At 67.4% G+C, this 19699-nt stretch carries 18 protein-coding genes; 16 read left to right on the top strand and 2 right to left on the bottom strand.

Going from position 1 to position 19699, the window contains the following annotated elements:
- Window positions 1-251: 251 nt before the first annotated feature.
- From ileS to ndk, 4 genes are read left to right on the top strand one after another with little or no spacing between them, the layout of a single operon-like run.
- The gene (gene ileS / locus B7495_RS09650) at window positions 252-3680 is read left to right on the top strand and encodes an isoleucine--tRNA ligase (RefSeq protein ID WP_088456377.1); all 3429 of its coding nucleotides are present in this window, start codon (window positions 252-254) and stop codon (window positions 3678-3680) included.
- Window positions 3673-5043: a folylpolyglutamate synthase/dihydrofolate synthase family protein gene (locus B7495_RS09645; RefSeq protein ID WP_088456376.1), complete on the top strand. Its 1371-nt coding sequence runs from the start codon at window positions 3673-3675 to the stop codon at window positions 5041-5043. The genes ileS and B7495_RS09645 overlap by 8 nt, the downstream gene beginning before the upstream one ends.
- The gene (locus tag B7495_RS09640) at window positions 5040-5396 is read left to right on the top strand and encodes a DUF4233 domain-containing protein (RefSeq protein ID WP_103459903.1); all 357 of its coding nucleotides are present in this window, start codon (window positions 5040-5042) and stop codon (window positions 5394-5396) included. Before B7495_RS09645 ends, B7495_RS09640 begins: the two co-directional genes overlap by 4 nt.
- A complete protein-coding gene (gene ndk / locus B7495_RS09635) occupies window positions 5393-5812 on the top strand; it encodes a nucleoside-diphosphate kinase (protein ID WP_088456374.1) in 420 nt (139 codons plus the stop codon). Before B7495_RS09640 ends, ndk begins: the two co-directional genes overlap by 4 nt.
- 80 nt (window positions 5813-5892) lie before the next feature.
- On the opposite strand, the gene B7495_RS09630 is transcribed toward ndk, so the two are convergent.
- The gene (locus B7495_RS09630; protein WP_088456373.1) at window positions 5893-6492 is read right to left on the bottom strand and encodes a vitamin K epoxide reductase family protein; all 600 of its coding nucleotides are present in this window, start codon (window positions 6490-6492) and stop codon (window positions 5893-5895) included.
- Window positions 6493-6770: 278 nt separating this feature from the next.
- On the opposite strand from B7495_RS09630, the gene B7495_RS09625 reads away from it, so the two are divergent.
- From B7495_RS09625 to B7495_RS09610, 4 genes are all read left to right on the top strand, one after another.
- Window positions 6771-9437, top strand: a complete 2667-nt coding sequence (locus B7495_RS09625; RefSeq protein ID WP_088456372.1) for an Rne/Rng family ribonuclease — start codon at window positions 6771-6773, stop codon at window positions 9435-9437.
- Between the two features lie 131 nt (window positions 9438-9568).
- A complete protein-coding gene (locus B7495_RS09620) occupies window positions 9569-10630 on the top strand; it encodes a permease (RefSeq protein ID WP_088456371.1) in 1062 nt (353 codons plus the stop codon).
- 4 nt (window positions 10631-10634) lie between these two features.
- A complete protein-coding gene (locus B7495_RS09615) occupies window positions 10635-11432 on the top strand; it encodes a TIGR03943 family protein (protein WP_240632185.1) in 798 nt (265 codons plus the stop codon).
- Entirely contained in the window at window positions 11422-12876 is a 1455-nt protein-coding gene (locus B7495_RS09610) for a hypothetical protein (protein WP_088456369.1), read from the top strand. Before B7495_RS09615 ends, B7495_RS09610 begins: the two co-directional genes overlap by 11 nt.
- Before the next feature lie 7 nt (window positions 12877-12883).
- Here the strand turns inward: B7495_RS09610 and B7495_RS09605 are convergent, their stop codons facing one another.
- Window positions 12884-13147, bottom strand: coding sequence for a DUF4031 domain-containing protein (locus tag B7495_RS09605; protein WP_088456368.1), 264 nt, complete (start codon window positions 13145-13147; stop codon window positions 12884-12886).
- 260 nt (window positions 13148-13407) lie between these two features.
- On the opposite strand from B7495_RS09605, the gene rplU reads away from it, so the two are divergent.
- From rplU to B7495_RS09565, 8 genes are all read left to right on the top strand, one after another.
- Window positions 13408-13716, top strand: coding sequence for a 50S ribosomal protein L21 (gene rplU / locus B7495_RS09600; protein WP_066595881.1), 309 nt, complete (start codon window positions 13408-13410; stop codon window positions 13714-13716).
- An 18-nt stretch (window positions 13717-13734) separates the two neighbouring features.
- Window positions 13735-13992: a 50S ribosomal protein L27 gene (rpmA, locus tag B7495_RS09595; protein WP_066595878.1), complete on the top strand. Its 258-nt coding sequence runs from the start codon at window positions 13735-13737 to the stop codon at window positions 13990-13992.
- A gap of 84 nt (window positions 13993-14076) precedes the next feature.
- Complete coding sequence (gene obgE / locus B7495_RS09590) at window positions 14077-15660, top strand: GTPase ObgE (RefSeq protein WP_088456367.1); 1584 nt, start codon at window positions 14077-14079, stop codon at window positions 15658-15660.
- Window positions 15661-15680: 20 nt separating this feature from the next.
- Window positions 15681-16481 carry a glutamate 5-kinase gene (gene proB / locus B7495_RS09585; RefSeq protein ID WP_088458016.1) on the top strand — a complete coding sequence of 267 codons (801 nt, stop codon included), beginning with the start codon at window positions 15681-15683 and terminating at the stop codon, window positions 16479-16481.
- 64 nt (window positions 16482-16545) lie between these two features.
- Complete coding sequence (locus tag B7495_RS09580) at window positions 16546-17775, top strand: glutamate-5-semialdehyde dehydrogenase (protein ID WP_240632495.1); 1230 nt, start codon at window positions 16546-16548, stop codon at window positions 17773-17775.
- Between the two features lie 106 nt (window positions 17776-17881).
- Window positions 17882-18088, top strand: coding sequence for a hypothetical protein (locus B7495_RS09575; protein ID WP_088456365.1), 207 nt, complete (start codon window positions 17882-17884; stop codon window positions 18086-18088).
- 41 nt (window positions 18089-18129) lie between these two features.
- Window positions 18130-18693: a nicotinate-nucleotide adenylyltransferase gene (nadD, locus tag B7495_RS09570; protein WP_088458015.1), complete on the top strand. Its 564-nt coding sequence runs from the start codon at window positions 18130-18132 to the stop codon at window positions 18691-18693.
- Between the two features lie 221 nt (window positions 18694-18914).
- Window positions 18915-19661, top strand: a complete 747-nt coding sequence (locus B7495_RS09565) for a hypothetical protein (RefSeq protein WP_088456364.1) — start codon at window positions 18915-18917, stop codon at window positions 19659-19661.
- Window positions 19662-19699 lie beyond the last annotated feature (38 nt).

The raw sequence follows: 19699 nt of genomic DNA, 5'->3' as shown, positions 1-19699 counted from the left end.
ATTGATCGATAGTGATTCACAGACGCAGATCCGGCTATCACCGGGGAGTCTTCGGAAGAACGTCGTGTTCGTGCCCCGGCACGTTCTCGACAAGTAGAGCCGAACGGGTCGGGCCCGTCACAGCCTTAGTTTGAGCGGTCGTTCGCTACTTCCAGGAACGGCAAGCGAGGTGGTACCGCGCAACGTCCTGTCGGGGCGAGCGTCCTCGTGGAATAGGCCAGCGACTCAACACCGCCTCGTCCAGGAGAAGCATGACGTACCCGCAGCAGCCCACAGACAACGCGTTCGGCCTCCCCGACGCCGACCCGGCCCGCTTGGACGCAGCCGTCGTTCCCTCACCGAACTTTCCGCAGATCGAAGGCGAGGTGCTGGACTTCTGGGAGAAGGACGGCACCTTCCAGGCCTCCATCGACAACCGCGAGGGAGCGCCGGAGTGGGTCTTCTATGACGGCCCGCCCTTCGCCAACGGCCTGCCGCACTACGGCCACCTGCTCACCGGGTACGCCAAGGACCTGTTCCCGCGCTTCCAGACCATGCGCGGCAAGCAGGTGCACCGCCGGTTCGGCTGGGACACCCACGGTTTGCCCGCCGAGCTGGAGGCCGAGCGGAAGCTCGGCATCACCGACAAGAGCCAGATCGAAGAGATGGGCCTGGCCGCGTTCAACGCCGTCGCCCGCGAATCGGTGCTCGAATACACCAAGGACTGGGAGAAGTACGTCACCCGCCAGGCCCGCTGGGTCGACTTCGAAAACGACTACAAGACCCTCGACATCACCTTCATGGAGTCGGTGATCTGGGCGTTCAAGGAACTGCACACCAAGGGCCTCGCCTACGAGGGCTACCGGGTGCTGCCGTACTGCTGGCGGGACCAGACCCCGCTGTCCAACCACGAACTGCGCATGGACGATGACGTCTACAAAATGCGCCAGGACCAGACGGTCACGGTCACCTTCCCCCTGGTCGGCGCCAAGGCCGAGACCCTCGGCCTCACCGCCGTTCGGGCCCTTGCCTGGACCACCACCCCCTGGACCCTGCCGACCAACCTCGCCCTGGCCGTCGGCCCCGAAATCGTCTACGCCGTCGTTCCCGCCGGCCCCAATGGCACGCCGGATGCCGAGGTGCTGCGCGAGCAGGCCGGCGCACCCGATCCCGCCACCGAGGTGCTCGGCGCCGAGTACCTGCTGGCCATCGACCTGGTCGGCAGTTACGCCAAGGACCTCGGCTACGAGAGCGCCGCCGACGCGACGGCCGCCATCAGCCGCACCGTCACCGGCCGCGACCTCGAAGGCGTCTCCTACGACCGTCTGTTCGACTATTACGCCGACGAGAGCGAGTGGGGCACCCAGAACGCCTGGCGCTTCGTGGTCGCCGACTACGTCACCACCTCCGACGGCACCGGCATCGTGCACCAGGCTCCCGCTTACGGCGAGGAGGACCAGACGGTCTGCCAGGCCTACGGCATCCCGGTCATCCTCTCGCTGGACGACGGCGGAAAATTCCTGCCCGCCGTCACCGAGGTCGCCGGTCAGCTCTGGAGCGACGCCAACAAGCCGCTCACCCAGCTGATCAAGTCGCAGGGCCGGCTGCTGCGCCAGGCCAGCTACGAACACTCCTACCCGCATTGCTGGCGCTGCCGCAATCCGCTGATCTACAAGGCCGTGTCGAGCTGGTTCGTCAGGGTCACCGACTTCCGCGATCGTATGGTCGACCTCAACCAAGAGGTCAACTGGGTTCCGGAGAACGTCAAGGACGGCCAGTTCGGCAAGTGGATCGGCAACGCCCGGGACTGGTCGATCAGCCGCAACCGGTACTGGGGCTCCCCGATCCCGGTGTGGAAGAGCGACAACCCCGCCTACCCGCGCATCGACGTCTACGGTTCGCTCGATGAACTCGAAGCGGACTTCGGCGCGCGCCCCACCGACCTGCACCGCCCCTACATCGACCAGCTCACCCGGCCCAACCCCGACGACCCCACCGGGCAGTCCACCATGCGACGCATCGAGGATGTCCTGGACGTCTGGTTCGACTCCGGCTCGATGCCGTTCGCGCAGGTGCATTACCCGTTCGAAAACCGGGAGTGGTTCGACAGCCACAACCCGGCCGACTTCATCGTGGAATATATCGGCCAGACCCGCGGCTGGTTCTACCTGCTGCACGTGCTCTCGACCGCCCTGTTCGACCGGCCCGCGTTCAAGAACGTGGTCAGCCACGGCATCGTGCTCGGCAACGACGGCCAGAAGATGAGCAAGTCGCTGCGCAACTACCCCAACGTCAACGAGGTCTTCGACCGCGACGGCTCCGACGCCATGCGCTGGTTCCTGATGAGCTCCCCGGTATTGCGTGGCGGCAACCTCATCGTCACCGAGGAGGGCATCCGCGAGGGCACCCGCCAGATGCTGCTGCCGTTGTGGAGCACCTGGTACTTCTTCTCGCTCTACGCCAACGCCACCGACTACACCGCCACCTGGCGCACCGACTCCACCGATGTGCTCGACCGCTATCTGCTGGCCAAGACCCGCGACCTCATCGAGGACGTCACCGGCGACCTCGAACGCCTCGACAGCACCCTCGCCGCCTCGCGCCTGCGCGACTTCGCGGACGTGCTGACCAACTGGTACGTGCGCCGGTCACGCGACAGGTTCTGGGCAGGCGTCACCGCCGACGGCACCGGAGCGGATGCCTTCGACACCCTGTACACGGTGCTCGAAACCGTGACCCGCGTAGCCGCGCCGCTGCTGCCGCTGATCAGCGAACGCATCTGGCAGGGCCTGACCGGCGGACGCAGCGTGCACCTCACCGACTGGCCTGACGCCACGGTGTTCCCGGCCGACCCCGGCCTGGTCACGGCCATGGACCAGGTGCGCCTGGTCAGCTCCACAGTGCTGTCGCTGCGCAAGAAGGCCGGCCTGAGGGTGCGGCTTCCCCTGGCGAACCTCACCGTGGTCACCACCGCCGCGGCCGCCCTGGCCGGCTTCGAGGGCATCCTGCGCGACGAGCTGAACGTCAAGGCCGTGACCCTGGTCGAGCAGGAGGCCGACAGCGCTGAGAGCTACGGCATCACCTCCAAGCTCACGGTGAACGCCCGCGCCGCCGGCCCGCGCCTGGGCAAGCAGGTGCAGCAGGTCATCAAGGCCGCCCGCACCGGCGACTGGTCCGAAACCGACGGTGTCGTCACCGCCGGCGGCATCGAACTGGTCGCGGGGGAGTACGAACTGGAACTGCAGGCCGCCTCCACGGCCGCGGACCCCGAGTCGGTGCTGAACAGTTCGGCGCTCGCCCTGCTCGCCGGCGGCGGATTCGTGTTGTTGGAAACCACCACCACGCCCGAACTCGAGGCGGAGGGCCTGGCCCGCGACCTCATCCGCGCCGTGCAGGACACCCGCAAGTCGGCCGGTTTCGAGGTCAGTGACCGCATCCGCCTGGACCTGGTCTTCTTCGACGAGGCCGACGCCGCCACCTTCTCGTTGGCGACAGGCGTCGACGTCGCCGGCGAAACCTTGGCCATCCGGTTCAGCACGCACTCGGCACCGGCCGATGCCGCCGGCACCCCGTCCGAATGGCTGCCCGGTCTGACCGGCTCGATCGTGGAGCACTACGTGCGCTTCGAGGCCAACCACTACGCGAACCACGGACCGGTCATCGTTGCCGTCGCCCGCGACAAAGGAACCATCAATGTCTGACGATTACTACCCCGACGAATTCCGTGACGCCGGCGACGCCGTGCTCGCCGCACTGCTCGAAAGGGTGGGCGAGGGATCTCCGCAGCCGCGGCTGCAGGCGACCCGCCGGGCGGTCGAACTGCTCGGCGACCCGCAGAACTCGTACCCGATCATCCACGTGACCGGCACGAACGGTAAGACCAGCACCAGCCGCATCATCGAGAGCATCCTGCGCGCCTACGGCCTGCGTACCGGCCTGCTGGTGAGCCCGCACCTCGTGCGACTCAACGAACGCATCGTGATCGACGGGCAGTCCATCACCGACGAGGCCCTGGCCGCGAACTGGGCCGACATCCAGCCCTACCTGCTCATGGTCGACGCCGAACTCGCCACCGCCGGTGACGAACCCCTCACCTTCTTCGAGGCCCTCACCGTTCTGGCCTTCGCCTGCTTCGCGGATGCGCCGGTCGACGTGGTCGTGCTCGAGGTCGGCATGGGCGGCGAATGGGACTCCACCAACGTCGCCGACGGCCAGGTGGCCGTGTTCACCCCGATTGCCCTGGACCACACCAAGCGGCTCGGCAGCACCATCGCCGAGATCGCGCGCACCAAGTCCGGCATCATCAAGCCCGCGGCGGCCGTCGTGACCGCAGCGCAGCCGCCGGAGGCCATGACCGAGCTGACCCGGGCCGCCGAGCTCACCGAGTCGACCCTAGTGGGCGAGGGCAGCGAATTCGCCCTCCTCGCCAGCCACGTGGCCGTCGGCGGCCAGCTCATCTCCGTGCGCGGCATCGCCGGCACCTACTCCGAACTGTTCCTGCCGCTCTACGGCACCCACCAGGCCCAGAACGCCGCCGTGGCCATCGCCGCCGTCGAGTCATTCCTCGGCGCGGGCAGCCAGGCCCTGGTCGAAGACATCCTGGTGGAAGGACTCGCCACCGCGACCTCGCCCGGACGGCTGCAGCTGGTCGGCATCGAGCCGACAGTGCTCGTCGACGCCGCGCACAACCCGCACGGGGCCCTGGCCCTGTCCGCGGCGCTGGAGAGCTATTTCGACTTCGACGAGATCGTCGTGGTCGTCGGCATCCTCGCCGACAAGGACGCCGCGGGCATCATCGAGGCCCTGCGTCCCGCCGTGGCCCGCTTCCACGTGACCCAGTCACACTCCGAGCGGGCGATCCCGGTCGACGACCTCGCCGACCTCGTCGCTGAACACGTCGGCGACGCGGACACGTTCAGGTTCGGCGACCTCGCCCAGGCCCTCGACGCAGCTCGCGGCTGGGCCCAGGACGCCCCCAAGCGCGCCGTGCTCGTCGCCGGGTCGATCACCCTCGTCGGTGACGCCGTCGCGTTGGCCGACGCGGGGGACTGGATGACCACGTGAGAAGCGGATCGGTTCGACGATCACTCGCCTCGATCGTGCTCGGCTTCGAGCTGATCGTGGTGTTCCTGGCCACCCTGGTGATCTTCGGGCTGAGCGATCTGCCAGCCTGGGTCACCCTGGGCGGGGGAGCGTTGCTCTGCCTGATCATGGTCGCCACCCTCGGGTTGCTACGGTTCAACTGGGCCTACCTGATCGGTTGGGCAGTCCAGGTCGTCGTCGTCGCCACCGGATTCCTCAACCCGGCGATGTTCTTCGTCGGGGCACTCTTCGCCGGCATGTGGGTCTACTGCATGATCACCGGCACACGGATCGACAGACAGAACGTCGAAAGACAGAACAAGGAGAACTCATGACGAACGTTCAGGAAACACTCGTATTGGTCAAGCCCGACGGCGTGGCGCGCAACCTCTCCGGCGAGATCCTTCGCCGGATCGAGGCGAAGGGGTACTCCCTCGTCGACATCAAGCTCGTGCAGGCCGAGCGCTCGCTCCTCGCCGAGCACTACGCCGAGCACGCCGGCAAGCCGTTCTTCGAACCGCTCGTCGAATTCATGGAAAGCGGATCGATCCTGGCCCTGCGTGTTGCCGGCGACCGCGTCATCGAGGGCTTCCGCGCCCTGGCCGGCACCACCGACCCCACCACGGCCGCACCGGGAACCATCCGTGGCGACCTCGGCCGGGACTGGGGCCTGAAGGTTCAGCAGAACCTCGTGCACGGTTCGGACTCGCCCGAGTCCGCGGCCCGCGAGCTGGCCCTCTGGTTCGCCTAAACACCTCCCGAACCGCGAGAAAGGCCCCGAAAACGTCGAGTTTTCGGGGCCTTTCTCACGTCTTGCGGGCTGGAGAAGCCTCAGAGGCGGTGAAGGAAGTCCATCTGGAGTTGGGCGATCGTCGCGGCGACGAGGTAGCAGGCGATCGTGATGACGAAGATCCACGAATAGGCGCCGGCCGCGAGGCGCCGCACCCGCGCCGAACCCGGAATGATGCCGGTCTTGAGGTTGTACAGGGTCACGGCGAGGAACACCGGGATCGTCACCGTCCAGGTGACCATGCACCACGGGCACAGCACGTCGAGGACGAAGAAGCTCTGGCCCATCAGCCAAATGACGAAGGCGAGCGCACCGGCGACCCCCAGGTTCAGGCCCAGCCAGAACCACCGGGCAAAGCGGGCGCCCGAAAGGATCGCCGCCCCGATGGTGATCACCACGCTCCAGCCCGCCACCCCGATCAACGGGTTCGGGAATCCGAACACCGCGCCCTGCCAGGAGCCGAGGTTGGTGCTGCAGCCCACCAGGACACTGAAGTTGCAGGACAGTTGCGCCGCGGGATCCGCCAGCATCGTGAACTTGTCCAGGGTGAGCGCGAATGCCGCCGCGAAACCGATTGCCCCCGCGAGAATCAGGAAAACGGCGAGACCGATCGGAGGCTTTTTCGACGTGGTGAATGGCACATTCGGATTATGCCATGTGTCGCGTGCGCGTCCCTGGGAATGCGTGCGATAATCAAAACAGTCGTTTGAGCCGCGCTCAAACCGATGCCATAAGGCTTAATGGGCGGCATTCGCCCAGATTCATTGGTCCTAGACCAAAGGTATTTGCAACCAGAGCCAAGAGCCGGTTGCGGCACGCAATAGGATTCGCGGGGTTTTCGCGCAAGCGAGAGCAACGCACGAGAGAGTAACCGAGTGGGTGGCGCGGTCATCCACAGCGGTCAAGGAGCGCACCAGTGATGGTGGAAGACAACGACAACAAGAAGCGCAAGGGCCTGTTCGGCACTCGCAAAACAACCAGGAAGGCGGCACCGGCCAAGCAGCTCGAACCGATCGGTGACACGCCCCGTGTACCCGTTCAGGACGACCCGGCCGTGACGCCGGAGTCACCGTCGGCTTCGGCCGACCGAGTGGCTTCCGACCAGGTGCCGTTCGGCCAGGCCTCGTCCGACCAGGCGGCAGCCGCGGCGGACCAGCCGGTGGCATTCCCTGCCCTGCCGACACCCTTCGACGAGACCGTCGAGGTCGTTCGCCGGCCGACGACGTCCCTGATCTTCCAGGCCCCGGCGATTCTGCCGGCCCCGGTCCGGTCCGGCGGCCGTCAGCTCGACGACGAGGATGACGACCCCGAAGAGGGCTCGACGGTGCGCCGTCGCGCGCGCCGTCGCACCGGTGAAGAAGGCCGCAGCGACGACCCCGCCAACACCGTGGTGCGGGTGCGGACTCCGCGCGAACCCGAGCTGATCACCGAGCCCCAGCGGATCAAGGGCTCCACCCGCCTGGAGGCCAAGAAGCAGCGCCGCCGCGACGGCCGCGACGCCGGCCGCCGCCGCCCTGTCATCACGGAGGCCGAGTTCCTCGCCCGCCGCGAGTCGGTCGACCGCGCCATGGTCGTGCGGGCCAAGCACAACAAGATCCAGATCGGCGTTCTCGAAGACGGAGTGCTCGTCGAGCACTACGTGGCCAAGAACCAGGATGCGTCGCTCATCGGCAACGTCTACCTCGGTCGTGTGCAGAACGTGTTGCCGAGCATGGAAGCCGCCTTCGTCGACATCGGCCGCGGCCGCAACGCCGTGCTCTACTCCGGTGAGGTCGACTGGGACGCCGCCGCGGTGAACTCCCCGGGTGCGAGCCAGACTCGCCGTATCGAGCTGGCGCTCAAGCCCGGCGACAAGGTGCTGGTGCAGGTCACCAAGGACCCGATCGGTCACAAGGGCGCCCGGCTCACCAGCCAGGTGTCGCTGCCCGGCCGCTACCTCGTCTACGTGCCCAATGGGTCGATGAACGGCATCAGCCGCAAGCTGCCCGACACTGAGCGCGCCAGGCTGAAGAAGATTCTCAAGGAGGTCCTTCCGGACAACGTGGGTGTCATCGTGCGCACCGCAGCCGAGGGCGCGACCGACGAACAGCTCACCCTCGACGTCAACCGCCTCACCGCGCAGTGGGCCTCCATCGCCAAGCAGGTTGAAACGGTGTCCGGTCCGGCCCTGTTGCACAGCGAGCCTGATCTGCTGATCAAGATCGTGCGTGACGTCTTCAACGAGGACTTCCACAAGATGGTCATCTCCGGCGACGACGCCCAGGAGGTCATCGAGTCCTACCTGCGCCAGGTGGCTCCCGACCTCGTCGAGCGCGTCCAGCGCTACGAGGGCGAGCGCGACGCGTTCGACGAATACCGCATCTCGGAGCAGATCGAAAAGGCACTGGACCGCAAGGTCTGGCTGCCGTCGGGCGGTTCGCTCGTGATCGACCGCACCGAGGCGATGACCGTCGTCGACGTCAACACCGGCAAGTTCGTCGGATCCGGCGGAAACCTCGAGGAGACCGTCACCAAGAACAACCTCGAAGCAGCCGATGAGATCGTTCGGCAGCTGCGCCTGCGCGACATCGGCGGCATCATCGTTGTCGACTTCATCGACATGGTCCTGGAGTCCAACCGTGACCTGGTGCTCCGTCGCCTGGTCGAGTGCCTCAGCCGCGACCGCACCAAGCACCAGGTGGCCGAGGTCACCTCGCTCGGGCTCGTGCAGATGACTCGCAAGAAGCTCGGCTTGGGCCTGCTCGAATCGTTCAGCGAGAACTGCGAGGCCTGCGCCGGACGTGGAATCGTCATCCACCACGACCCCGTCGTCAAGCACCGCCAGACCGCTCAGCCCACTCAGGAGCGCCGCCCCCGCAGCAAGTCCAACGGCAACGGCGGCTCCGGCCACGACGCCGGCAACTCCGGTCAGCGCGGCAACGGCAACCAGAATTCCGGTCAGGCGCATGGTGCGCCCGTACAGACGGATGCCACCAAGGCCGGCCACGGCACGCACGGAATCACCGAGGACGCCAAGCACGCCCTCGCGCTGATCGCCGCGCGCACCATCAGCCGCTCACTGACCGGTTCGATCCCCGTGCTCGCGCCGACCGAGACGGCTGCCCCGGCCGCCGCCCCGGCTGCTGAGGCCGACGCCCCGACCGCGGCCGAGAGCGTCGACACCGCGCCCACGGCCCGTTCGAACTCCCGGGGCAACCGTTCGGGCAGTCGTTCGGGGGGCCGCACCGGCCAGTCGACCGACAGTGCGCCCGTCGTGCAGCCCGACCGGGCGTCCACCGACCCGTTCGGCGCAGAGCCCGAGACCGCCGCCCCGGCGGTTCAGGCGCCTCTCCTGGCTCCGGAGGCCGTGCCGGCCGACTCGGCCGACGGTGTCGCTATTCTCGACATCCCCGTGCAGAAGTCACCGCGCAGCCGCCGTCCGGTGAGTAAGCAGGTCACCGACCAGCTGCTCGATTCGGTGCTTGAAGCCCTGCCGGAGCCCAAGCAGCCCGGCCAGGGTCGTTCGCGCAGCCGTCGGGTCACCACCGCCGGCGGTCCGACCGCCACCGTGCAGCCGATCGTGGCTCCCACGCAGGACAACGCCTAACGGTCGACGGCCTCATCGGCCCTGCAGCGGTGCCGCCCGATTCGGGCGGCACCGCTGTTGTCGTCCGGGGCCGGTCGACCTGGCCGGTCGACCTGGCCTGTCTGGTTGCCGCACTCCGGTAAGATCGATGGATGCACAGGGATCGGGGGACGGTGCGGCGCGTGCCCACCGGACTCATTCTCGGTGTGGTCCTGGTCGCCGCCGCGTTCGCGCTCCGTGCCGTCAGCCCGGCGTTCGCCGGCTGGGGAGTGCCGGACCGCGTCCAGGACACCATCACCCTCGCCCTGAGCGTGATCATCGAGTCAGCGCCTTTTGTGTTCCTCGGCATTCTGCTGTCCACGGTGGTGCAGGTGTGGCTCCCACACGGCTTCATCACCCGATTCCTGCCCCGCCAACCAGTGCTCCGCCGCGCCTGCATCTCGCTGCTGGGCATGTTCTTCCCGGTCTGCGAATGCGGCAACGTGCCCTTGGCCCGCGGGTTCATGGTGGGCGGCTTCACGGTGCCGGAATCGATCACTTTCCTGCTCGCCGCGCCCATCCTGAACCCGATCACGATCATCACCACCCACCAGGCGTTCGGCTGGGGAGACGGGATCCTGATCACCCGCATCGTGGCCGGCTTCGTGATAGCCAACGTTATCGGGTGGCTCTTCAGCCGGCACCCGGACCCGGACAGCCTCCTGACCCGCACCTTTTCAGCGTCCTGCGAACGGCCGGACGCGCCGGTGAGCAATGGCGGGCATGACGGCGGGTTGCACGAGGGGCACACTCACCCGCACGGTTCCCGGCCGGGCCGTATCGAGCGGTCAGTCGACCTGTTCACCCGCGAGACCGCGGTGATCATGCCCGCACTGTTCATCGGATCGCTGATCGCGGCGCTCGTCCAGGTTTTTGTGCCCCGCTCGGTGCTGCTGGCGCTCGGCAGCAACCCGGTCTGGTCGGTGCTGGCCATGATCGCCCTGGCCTTCATCGTCGCGGTGTGCTCCAACGTCGACGCCTTCTTCGTGCTGTCGTTCGGCAGCACCTTCATGCCTGGCGGCATCGCCGCCTTCCTCACCTTCGGAGCCATGATCGACGTCAAGATGCTCGCCCTGATGCGCACCACCTTCACCACCCGCACCCTCGTGCAGATCACCGCGTTGGTGGCCCTGATGAGCGCGGCCGCCGGCCTGTTGGTGAACTATGTCGCATAAGGAAATGTCGCATAAGGAAATGTCGCGTAAGGGCACGTTGGCCGGCTACCTGGCCGAGCGCTGGCGCGGCATCGGCCTGAGCCTGGTGATCGTGGTGGCCACCATCTGGCTCGGCGCCACCGGGCAGCTCGGGTTGTACATCCACCCGCGCTACTTCATCTTCACCACCGTGATGGCCGTTGTCGGCCTCGTCTTCGTAGTGGCCAGCTTCGTGTTTCGCACCCCGGCGGCAGGGGAGTCGGAGCCGTCCGGCCACAGGTCCGCCGGCCGGCGGACCTGGGCATTGAGTGGCAGCGCCCTGCTTCTGGCCATCGCGACGGTCACGGTGCTGGCCCTGCCCCCGGCCACCCTGACCAGCGCCACAGCCACCCAACGGGAGGTCAATTCCGGCGGGCTGGACAGCGAGGCCGCAGCGGAGGAGGCGGCCGCCCTGGTGGGCACCGGCGACTACGAACGCCTGAGCGTGAAGGAGTGGGTGTCGCTCCTGGCCCAGTCCGAGGATCCCGCCCTCTACGCCGACAAAACGGCCAGCATCACCGGCTTCGTCCTGCCGGACGCCGCAGACCCCGACAACGTCTTCTACGCCGCCCGGTTCGTGGTCACCTGCTGCGCCGTCGACGCCCAGCCCATCGGCGTTGCCGTCTACCAGCCCGGCTGGCAGGCCAGCTACGACACCGACGACTGGGTGCAGGTGACCGGCACCTTCGTGAGCAACCCAAGCGCCCGATCCGCAGACACCCTCGCCGTGCTTCCCACCACCATCGAGCCCGTCGACCAGCCGAGCGACCCGTATGTCTACTGACCTCACGTCTGGGCAGTTTTCGACAGCCGACCCGGACACCGCAGCCGGTGGCCGGCGGTTCCGCCGCACCCTCGCCGCCCTCCTCACCGGCCTGATCGTGCTGTGTCTGGCCCTGGTGGCCGTCAACGTGCTCAACGGGCCCCGGCTGACCGGTTTCCAGGTCGACACGAGCGCCGTCGTCACCACGGCCAACCAACGGCTCGTCCTCGACACGAACCAGCAGCTCGCCGAGGTGAGCACGGACCAGATCGCCGTCAGCCCGGCCGGCGTCGTCGACGTGCAGACCAGGAACGATTCCATCGTGATCGTCTTCCCCCAGCCGCTCGCCTACGACACCGAGTACACGGTGACCGTCAACGACGTCACCGGCCCGTTCGCCGACAGGTCGAGCGACCTCGCCGTCTCCTTCCGCACCGACGAAGCGCCGCTCTACCTGCTCAGCCGGTCCCCGGCGCAGCCGAACGAGCCGACCAAGGCGCCCGACCGGATCGTACGCACCACCGTCGGATCCGCCGAGACGAGCGTCGCATTCAGCGCCCCATACATCCAGTCGTTCGTTCCTGTCGGCGACGAACTCGTGGTGGTCACCCTCACCGAGGACCTCACCAACACGCTCAGTCTGGTGGACCGTGACGGCCGCGCCGCCGAACTCACCATGCCCGGCACCGGAACCGTGCACGACCTGCAGGCCTCCCCGTCCTCGAGCACGATCGGCTTCCGCTTCACCAGCGCAGCAGGAGCAGGAGGCCACGTCTACGACAACACCCTGTTCCTGCTCGACCTCACCCGCGGCACCGTCGACACCGTGACCGGGCTCGATGGTGAGCCCGTGCAGGCCATCGCCTGGGGGTTCATGGCCAACCGCGCCGAGGTCGTGGCTCAGCTCTTCGACACCACCCTGCTGCTGATCGACCCCCGAGCAGGCACCGAAACCGTACCCATCCCCATCGGCCAATTCCCTAACCTCAACGCGTTCGCCCCCGACGGGCTGCGCATTGCCGTGTCAGACCAGGACCGCCAGTACATCCTCGACCTGTCCACGGGTGCCGAGGCGGCGATCGTGCCGCAGGATGTCGCCGGCACCACGCCGTATACAGCCGAACTGCGCTTCCTCACCGGGGGAGAGGGGTACGTGCAGAGGGTGGCCGAATTCGACCAGGCGACCGGGCGCGTGGGACAGTCGCTGATCCTGGTCACGGGCGACCCCGCGACTCCGACGACGCGGGTGGTCTACGAACCGGTGCTACCCAACGAGACCATCGTGGGCTTCGCCATCTCACCCAACGACCAGTACCTGGCGATCCAGACCGTGCCGAACAGCCAGACCCAGGTGACGGATGGCTACCCCGTCGACCCGCAGGCCACCACGGCGACGACACTCTTCGTCGACCTGTCAACCGGGGCCATCACTCGCAGCATCGTGGGCATCGACGCGACCTGGTGAGCGTCTGTCAGCGGTCCCTGGCCTTGACCCGCAAGCCGCTCGCCCGCAGCCGGGTGACGAGACCGCGAAAGTCGACCGGCTCCGCTCCGGCCGCCACCAGGGAGTCGTAGCGGTCCTGGGGCACGTCGTAGTGGTCCAGATCGAATCCGCGCCGGGGGATGCCCTGCGCGGCCGCGAAGGCGTGCAGCTCCGCCAGCGAGGAGTCGCTCACCAGGTGAGACCAGAGCGTGCCATGGGCCGCCCAGGCCGGCTGGTCGATCAGTATGCCCATGCTGAAAGTGTATGGACAATCGCGGCCCTAAGCTTGTCCAGGGCGTCGCCATCGAACCGAGGGCGCGACACGCCCTCTCGAGGTGGTTTGACCGGGGCATTCCGATCAGCTAAAGTCGAGTGTTGGTGTGCGAAGGACTCTGTCCACGTAGCGCCCAAGGTTTTCTGAAGTGACATGGTCCGACTTGGTCCATGTGCACTCGGTAACTTTCCATCATAGGAATCGGAGCCCCCGGGGTTCCCCAGAGATAGGTACGTAAAGTGGTTTACGCAGTTGTGCGCGCCGGTGGGCGGCAGGAGAAGGTAGAGGTCGGGACCATCGTAACGATGGACCGAATCAAGGCTGACAAGGACGGCAACGTCGAGCTGGCCGCCGTGCTTCTCGTCGACGGCGACAAGATCACCTCTGACTCGACGTCGCTGGCCAACGTCAAGGTCACCGCCGAGGTCCTCAACGACCTTCGCGGCCCGAAGATCGTCATCCAGAAGTTCAAGAACAAGACCGGTTACAAGAAGCGTCAGGGGCACCGTCAGGAGCTCACTCGCGTTCAGGTCACCGGCATCGCCTAGGCCCGAGGAGAATAACTAATGGCACACAAAAAAGGTGCGAGTTCCACTCGCAACGGTCGTGACTCCAACGCTCAGCGCCTCGGCGTGAAGCGCTTCGGTGGTCAGGTTGTCGGCGCGGGCGAGATCATCGTCCGTCAGCGTGGCACCCACTTCCACCCCGGCGTGAACGTCGGCCGTGGCGGCGACGACACTCTCTTCGCCCTCGAAGCCGGCTCGGTCGAGTTCGGTGCCAAGGGTGGCCGCAAGGTCGTCAACATCGTGGTAGCTGCCGCTTAGGCATCCACACAGCTTTTCAGCATGAGGGCGGGCTTCGGCTCGTCCTCATGTTTGTTTGTATCGCCACCTGAAAGGGGCATTCCCATGGCCACGTTCGTTGACCAAGTCACGCTGCACCTGCGAGCGGGCAACGGAGGAAACGGTTGTGTCTCGGTCAAACGCGAGAAGTTCAAGCCTCTCGCCGGCCCCGATGGCGGAAACGGCGGAAACGGTGGCGACATCGTTCTCGTCGCCGACCCGCAGGTGACCACCCTGCTCGCGTTCCACCGTTCACCGCACCGCAGTTCCGCGAACGGCGGCCCCGGCATGGGTGACCACCGCAACGGGTACGGCAGCGACATCATTGAGCTGAGCGTGCCGCTGGGCACCGTCGTCAAGGATGCGGAGGGCAACGAGCTCGCCGACATGACCGAGCCCGGCTACCGCATCGTCGTCGCCGCGGGCGGACAGGGCGGACTCGGCAACGCCGCGCTCGCCTCCACCAAGCGCAAGGCCCCCGGCTTCGCGCTGCTGGGCACCTACGGCTTCGAGGGCGATGTCTACCTCGAGCTCAAGACCGTGGCCGACGTCGCACTCGTCGGCTACCCGTCGGCCGGTAAGTCCAGCCTGATCGCGGCCATCTCGGCGGCCCGGCCCAAGATCGCAGACTACCCCTTCACCACCCTGCAGCCCAACCTCGGCGTAGTGGATGCCGGTGAGGTGCGTTACACCGTCGCCGACGTGCCCGGTCTCATCGAGGGCGCCAGCGAGGGCAAGGGGCTCGGCCTCGAATTCCTGCGCCACGTTGAGCGCTGCACCGCATTGCTGCACGTGCTCGACTGCGCCACGCTCGACCCCGGTCGCGACCCGATCAGCGACCTGGACATCATTCTCGGCGAACTCGCCGCGTACCCGGTGCCCGAGGGCCAGACGCCCCTGCTCGAGCGTCCCCAGCTGATCGCGCTGAACAAGATCGATGTACCGGAAGGCCGCGAACTCGCCGCCTTCGTGAAGGCCGAACTCGAGGAGCGCGGCTACCGCGTCTTCGAGATCTCCACGGTCAGCCACGAGGGACTGCGCCAGCTGAACTTCGCCCTGGCCGAGACCGTCGAAGCCGGCCGGATCACGAGCGCCGAAGCCGCGGCCCTCAAGCCGCGTATCGTCATCCGCCCCAAGCCCGTCGACGACAGCGGTTTCATCGTGCGAGTCGAGGGTGGTTCGTTCGGCAACATCTTCCGTATCCTCGGCGCCAAGCCCGAACGCTGGGTGCAGCAGACCGACTTCAAGAACGACGAGGCCGTCGGCTTCCTCGCCGACAGACTGGCCAAGCTCGGCACCGAGGACGAACTGTTCAAGGCCGGCGCTGTCGCCGGTTCGACAGTGGTCATCGGCCCTGGCGACGGCATGATCTTCGACTGGGAGCCCACCCTCACCTCCACAGCCGAGCTGATCACTGCCCCGCGTGGTACCGACAGTCGGATGGACGACTCCAAGCGCCGCACCAGCAACGAGCGTCGTGAGGAATACCTCAAGCGCATGGACGCCAAGTCCGCCGCGCGTGCCGAACTCATCCGTGAGCGCGAGGCCGGTATGTGGTCCACCGGTGAAGAGGAGTTCAACGCCGGCGAAGGCGAAGTCACCGAGAACAACGCCGCCCGCCGGCGCGTCAAGGAGGGCGACTCCGAGTGACCGGAGGAGCGAGGCGGCCGCTGGAGCGCAGCGGCGTCGGCACTGCGGCACGGATCGTCGTGAAGGTGGGATCGTCCTCGATCAGCGGCGCCAATGTGGGGCAGATCGCACCCCTCGTTGACGCCCTGGCGTCAGCGCACGGCCGCGGCGCCGAGGTGGTACTGGTGTCCTCAGGCGCCATCGCCACCGGGATGCCGTACCTGCAGCTCGACGAGCGTCCCACCGACCTCGCCACCCAGCAGGCCGCAGCGTCCGTGGGGCAGAACTTGTTGATCTTCCGCTACCAGGACAGCCTCGACCGGTACGACATCGTCGCCGGCCAGGTGCTCCTCACCGCGGGTGACCTCGACAACGCGTCGCCGCGCAGCAACGCCCAGCGCGCCATGGAACGGCTACTGGGCCTCCGCATCCTGCCGATCGTGAACGAGAACGACACCGTCGCCACCCACGAGATCCGGTTCGGCGACAACGACAGGCTCGCGGCCCTCGTCGCCACCCTCGTCAAGGCGGACCTGCTCGTTCTGCTCAGCGACGTTGATGCGCTGTACACCCGGCCCCCACACCTGCCCGGAGCGGAACGAATCGAGCACGTGGCTCTGGGCGATACCCTCCCCGGCGTCGAATTCGGCTCCTCCCAGTCCGGCGTGGGCACCGGCGGCGCCGGCACCAAGGTCTCCGCAGCCCGGATCGCCGCAGAGGCCGGAACCGCGGTCCTGGTGACGTCGACGGCGCTGGTCGCCGAGGCCCTCCGCGGCGACTCGATCGGCACCTGGTTCGAGCCGGCCGACCCGACAACAGTGAGGCGTTCTGCCCTAAACTGACGGCATGTCGCAGACCCTACCCGCCACGGCCGTGCCCGGTTCCAGCCCTGACGGGTTCACGGCGATGCTCGTCGCAGCCCGGACGGCTTCGCTCGCACTGGCGTCCGCGCCGACCCGGCTGAAGAACACGGCGCTCCAGGGAATCGCCGTGGCATTGCGCGAGAACGTGGCGCAGATCGTCGCCGCCAATGCCCTCGACCTGGCCGCCGGTGCCGAGAACGGCCTGACTGCCGGACTTCTCGACCGGCTGCGCCTGGACGAGGCGCGCATCCGCTCGTTGGCCGACGCCGTCGACGAGATCGAAGCGCTGACCGACCCTGTCGGCCAAGTCGTGCGCGGCAGCAGCCTGGCCAACGGCGTCAAGATCAGCCAAATACGCGTGCCCTTCGGTGTCGTGGGTGTCATCTACGAGGCCCGCCCGAACGTGACCGTGGACATCGCCGCTCTCGCCCTCAAGAGCGGCAACGCCGCCGTGCTGCGTGGCGGGTCCGCCGCCGAGAACTCCAATCGGGTACTCGTCGGCCTGATCCACGAGGCGCTGGTCGCCGCCGGCCTGCCGGGGGAGTGCGTGCAGACCATCGACCCGTTCGGACGGGCCGGGGCGACGGCGCTGATGCAGGCCCGCGGGCTGGTCGACGTGCTCATTCCGCGCGGCAGTGCCGGGCTGATCCAGGCCGTCGTGACCGAGTCGACGGTGCCCGTGATCGAGACCGGGGCCGGTGTCGTGCACATCTTCCTGGATGCCTCCGCCAACGAGCAGTGGGCCGCGGACATCGTGCACAACGCCAAGGTTCAACGACCCAGCGTCTGCAACGCCGTCGAGACCGTGCTCGTGCACGAGCAGGCGGCCGCGCGGGTGCTGCCAGGGGTGCTCGCCAAGCTCGCCGGCGCCGGGGTCACCATCCACGGCGACGCCGCGGTGCGAGCACTCTACCCGGCGGCGGTTCCCGCGACCGACGAGGACTGGGCGACCGAATACATGAGCCTGGACCTGTCCGTCAAGGTGGTGGCCGACCTTGACGCCGCGATCGCGCACATTCGTCGGTATTCGACCGGGCACACCGAATCGATCATCACCAACGACATCGTCAACGCGGAGCGCTTCCTCAACGAGGTCGACTCGGCCGCGGTCATGGTCAACGCGTCCACCCGGTTCACCGACGGCGGTGAGTTCGGGTTCGGCGCGGAGGTCGGGATCTCGACCCAGAAGCTGCACGCCCGCGGACCGATGGGTCTGCCGGAGCTCACCAGCACCAAGTGGATCGTGCGCGGTACCGGCCAGATCCGCGACTAGCGCCGGTGCCGCTCACCGGCACGGGCGGAGCGTCCCGCTAGACTGGTCGCGGTACCGCTGCCGCCCGCCGATGCAGCGCGAAAAAGTATTCCTGAACGGAGATTCCATGTTGTTCGTGACCGCTGTCCTTGCCGAGGTCGAGCACACCCAGCTGCCCGTCGCGACCTGGGTCTACGGCCTCGTGGCCCTCATCGTGTTCGCCGCCCTCGGGTTCGTCGTCTGGAGCTTCCGCGACGTCGCGAACCGCCACAGCGCCAAGGCCAACGCCTATGCCGCGGCTCATGGTGGCGCAGCCAGCCACAACGGCCACTGACAATCGGCGCCGTGACCCCGAACCGCCCGCGCATCGGCGTGATGGGCGGCACCTTCGACCCCATTCACCACGGGCACCTCGTCGCAGCGAGCGAGGTTGCGCAGAGCTTCGACCTCGACGAAGTCATTTTTGTGCCCACCGGGCAGCCCTGGCAGAAGACCGACGTGACGCGGGCCGAACACCGGTACCTGATGACCGTCATCGCCACGGCGTCCAACCCGCGTTTCACGGTCAGCCGCGTCGACGTGGACCGGACCGGCCCGACCTTCACGATCGACACCCTCCGCGACCTGCACGCCGAACGCCCGGATGCCGAGCTGTTCTTCATCACCGGCGCAGACGCGATAACCCAGATCCTGGGTTGGAAAGACGTCGCCGAACTATGGAAACTGGCCCACTTCGTGGCTGTGAGTCGCCCGGGACACGACCTGAGCATTTCAGGATTGCCTAACCAGGACGTAAGCTTGCTGGAGGTTCCGGCTCTGGCGATCTCGTCTACTGACTGCCGGGCACGCGTGAACCGGGGTTTCCCGGTCTGGTACTTGGTCCCCGACGGGGTTGTCCAGTACATCTCAAAGCACCATCTGTATCGGAGTGTGGCATGACGTTGGGTAATAGCCCGCAGCCACTGACGCGACGACAGTTGCGCGAGTTGGCTCGGGAGCACGAGCCGGCTGTCACAGAGACGCCTTCTGCAGAGGAGACTGCCACAGGCGACATCGTTGCGCCCGTCGAGGCTAAGCCCGTCGAGGCTAAGCCCGTCGAGTCCGAGCCTATCGAGTCCAAGCCTGTCGAGTCCGAGCCGCACCACTCGCGGCACACGTCTGTGGCCCCCGCCCCGCTGCCGGTCCCCGAGGCTCCGGCCGTCGCCGACGCCGGTCGCACCCTCACCCGCCGTGAGCTTCGTGCCCTGCAGGCCGCCTCATCCGCGAGTGCCGCCGACGAGGTCTCCGGCCAGGCACAGGCCGCACCTTCTCAGGCCCCACCGGCTCCGGTCTCCGCACCCCGCTCCGCCCTCGCTGACGACCAGCCCCGAACCGAAGCGCCGGCCGCGGTCAACTCTCTGCACCCGCCGATCGGCCACTGGTCGATGGACCGCGAGGACGACAGCCACATCGAGACCATCGGGCGCCGCGACGACGCGACCTTCGACGACCTCGTGGGCCGCGGCGTCGGCGCCGGCGGCATGCCCACGACCACCAACGCCCTGATCCTGCCGTCCATCCCGCGTCAGGGCCCCGGCGGCCCCATCACCAGCACCGGGGAGATCATGATCACGGGATCGATCGACCTCCCGCGAAGCCTGGGCGCTACCGGTCAGCACCCGAACCTGTTCGACTCGTCCGAAATGGACCGCATGCTCGACCAGCTCGACGAGGGCGGTCACCACAACGATGTGGCACCCGTGAGCGCCAGCCGCGCCGTGAGCACCCACACCTCCACCCGGGGCGTGATGACGCCGCCTCGCAAACGCGGCGCCTCCCTGCCAACGGTTCTCGCGATCACAGCCGCGGTGCTCGCCATCGGTGTGCTGTCGCTGTTCGTCGTCGGCTACGCCCTCAATATCTACTAACCCCGAATATCCACCAACCCCATATCTCCTCATGCCAT

Source organism: Cryobacterium sp. LW097 (assembly GCF_002205495.2).
Lineage (GTDB): Bacteria > Actinomycetota > Actinomycetes > Actinomycetales > Microbacteriaceae > Cryobacterium > Cryobacterium zongtaii.
The sequence above is the reverse complement of the archived record's forward strand: the minus strand, read 5'-3'. Positions and strand labels throughout refer to the sequence as shown.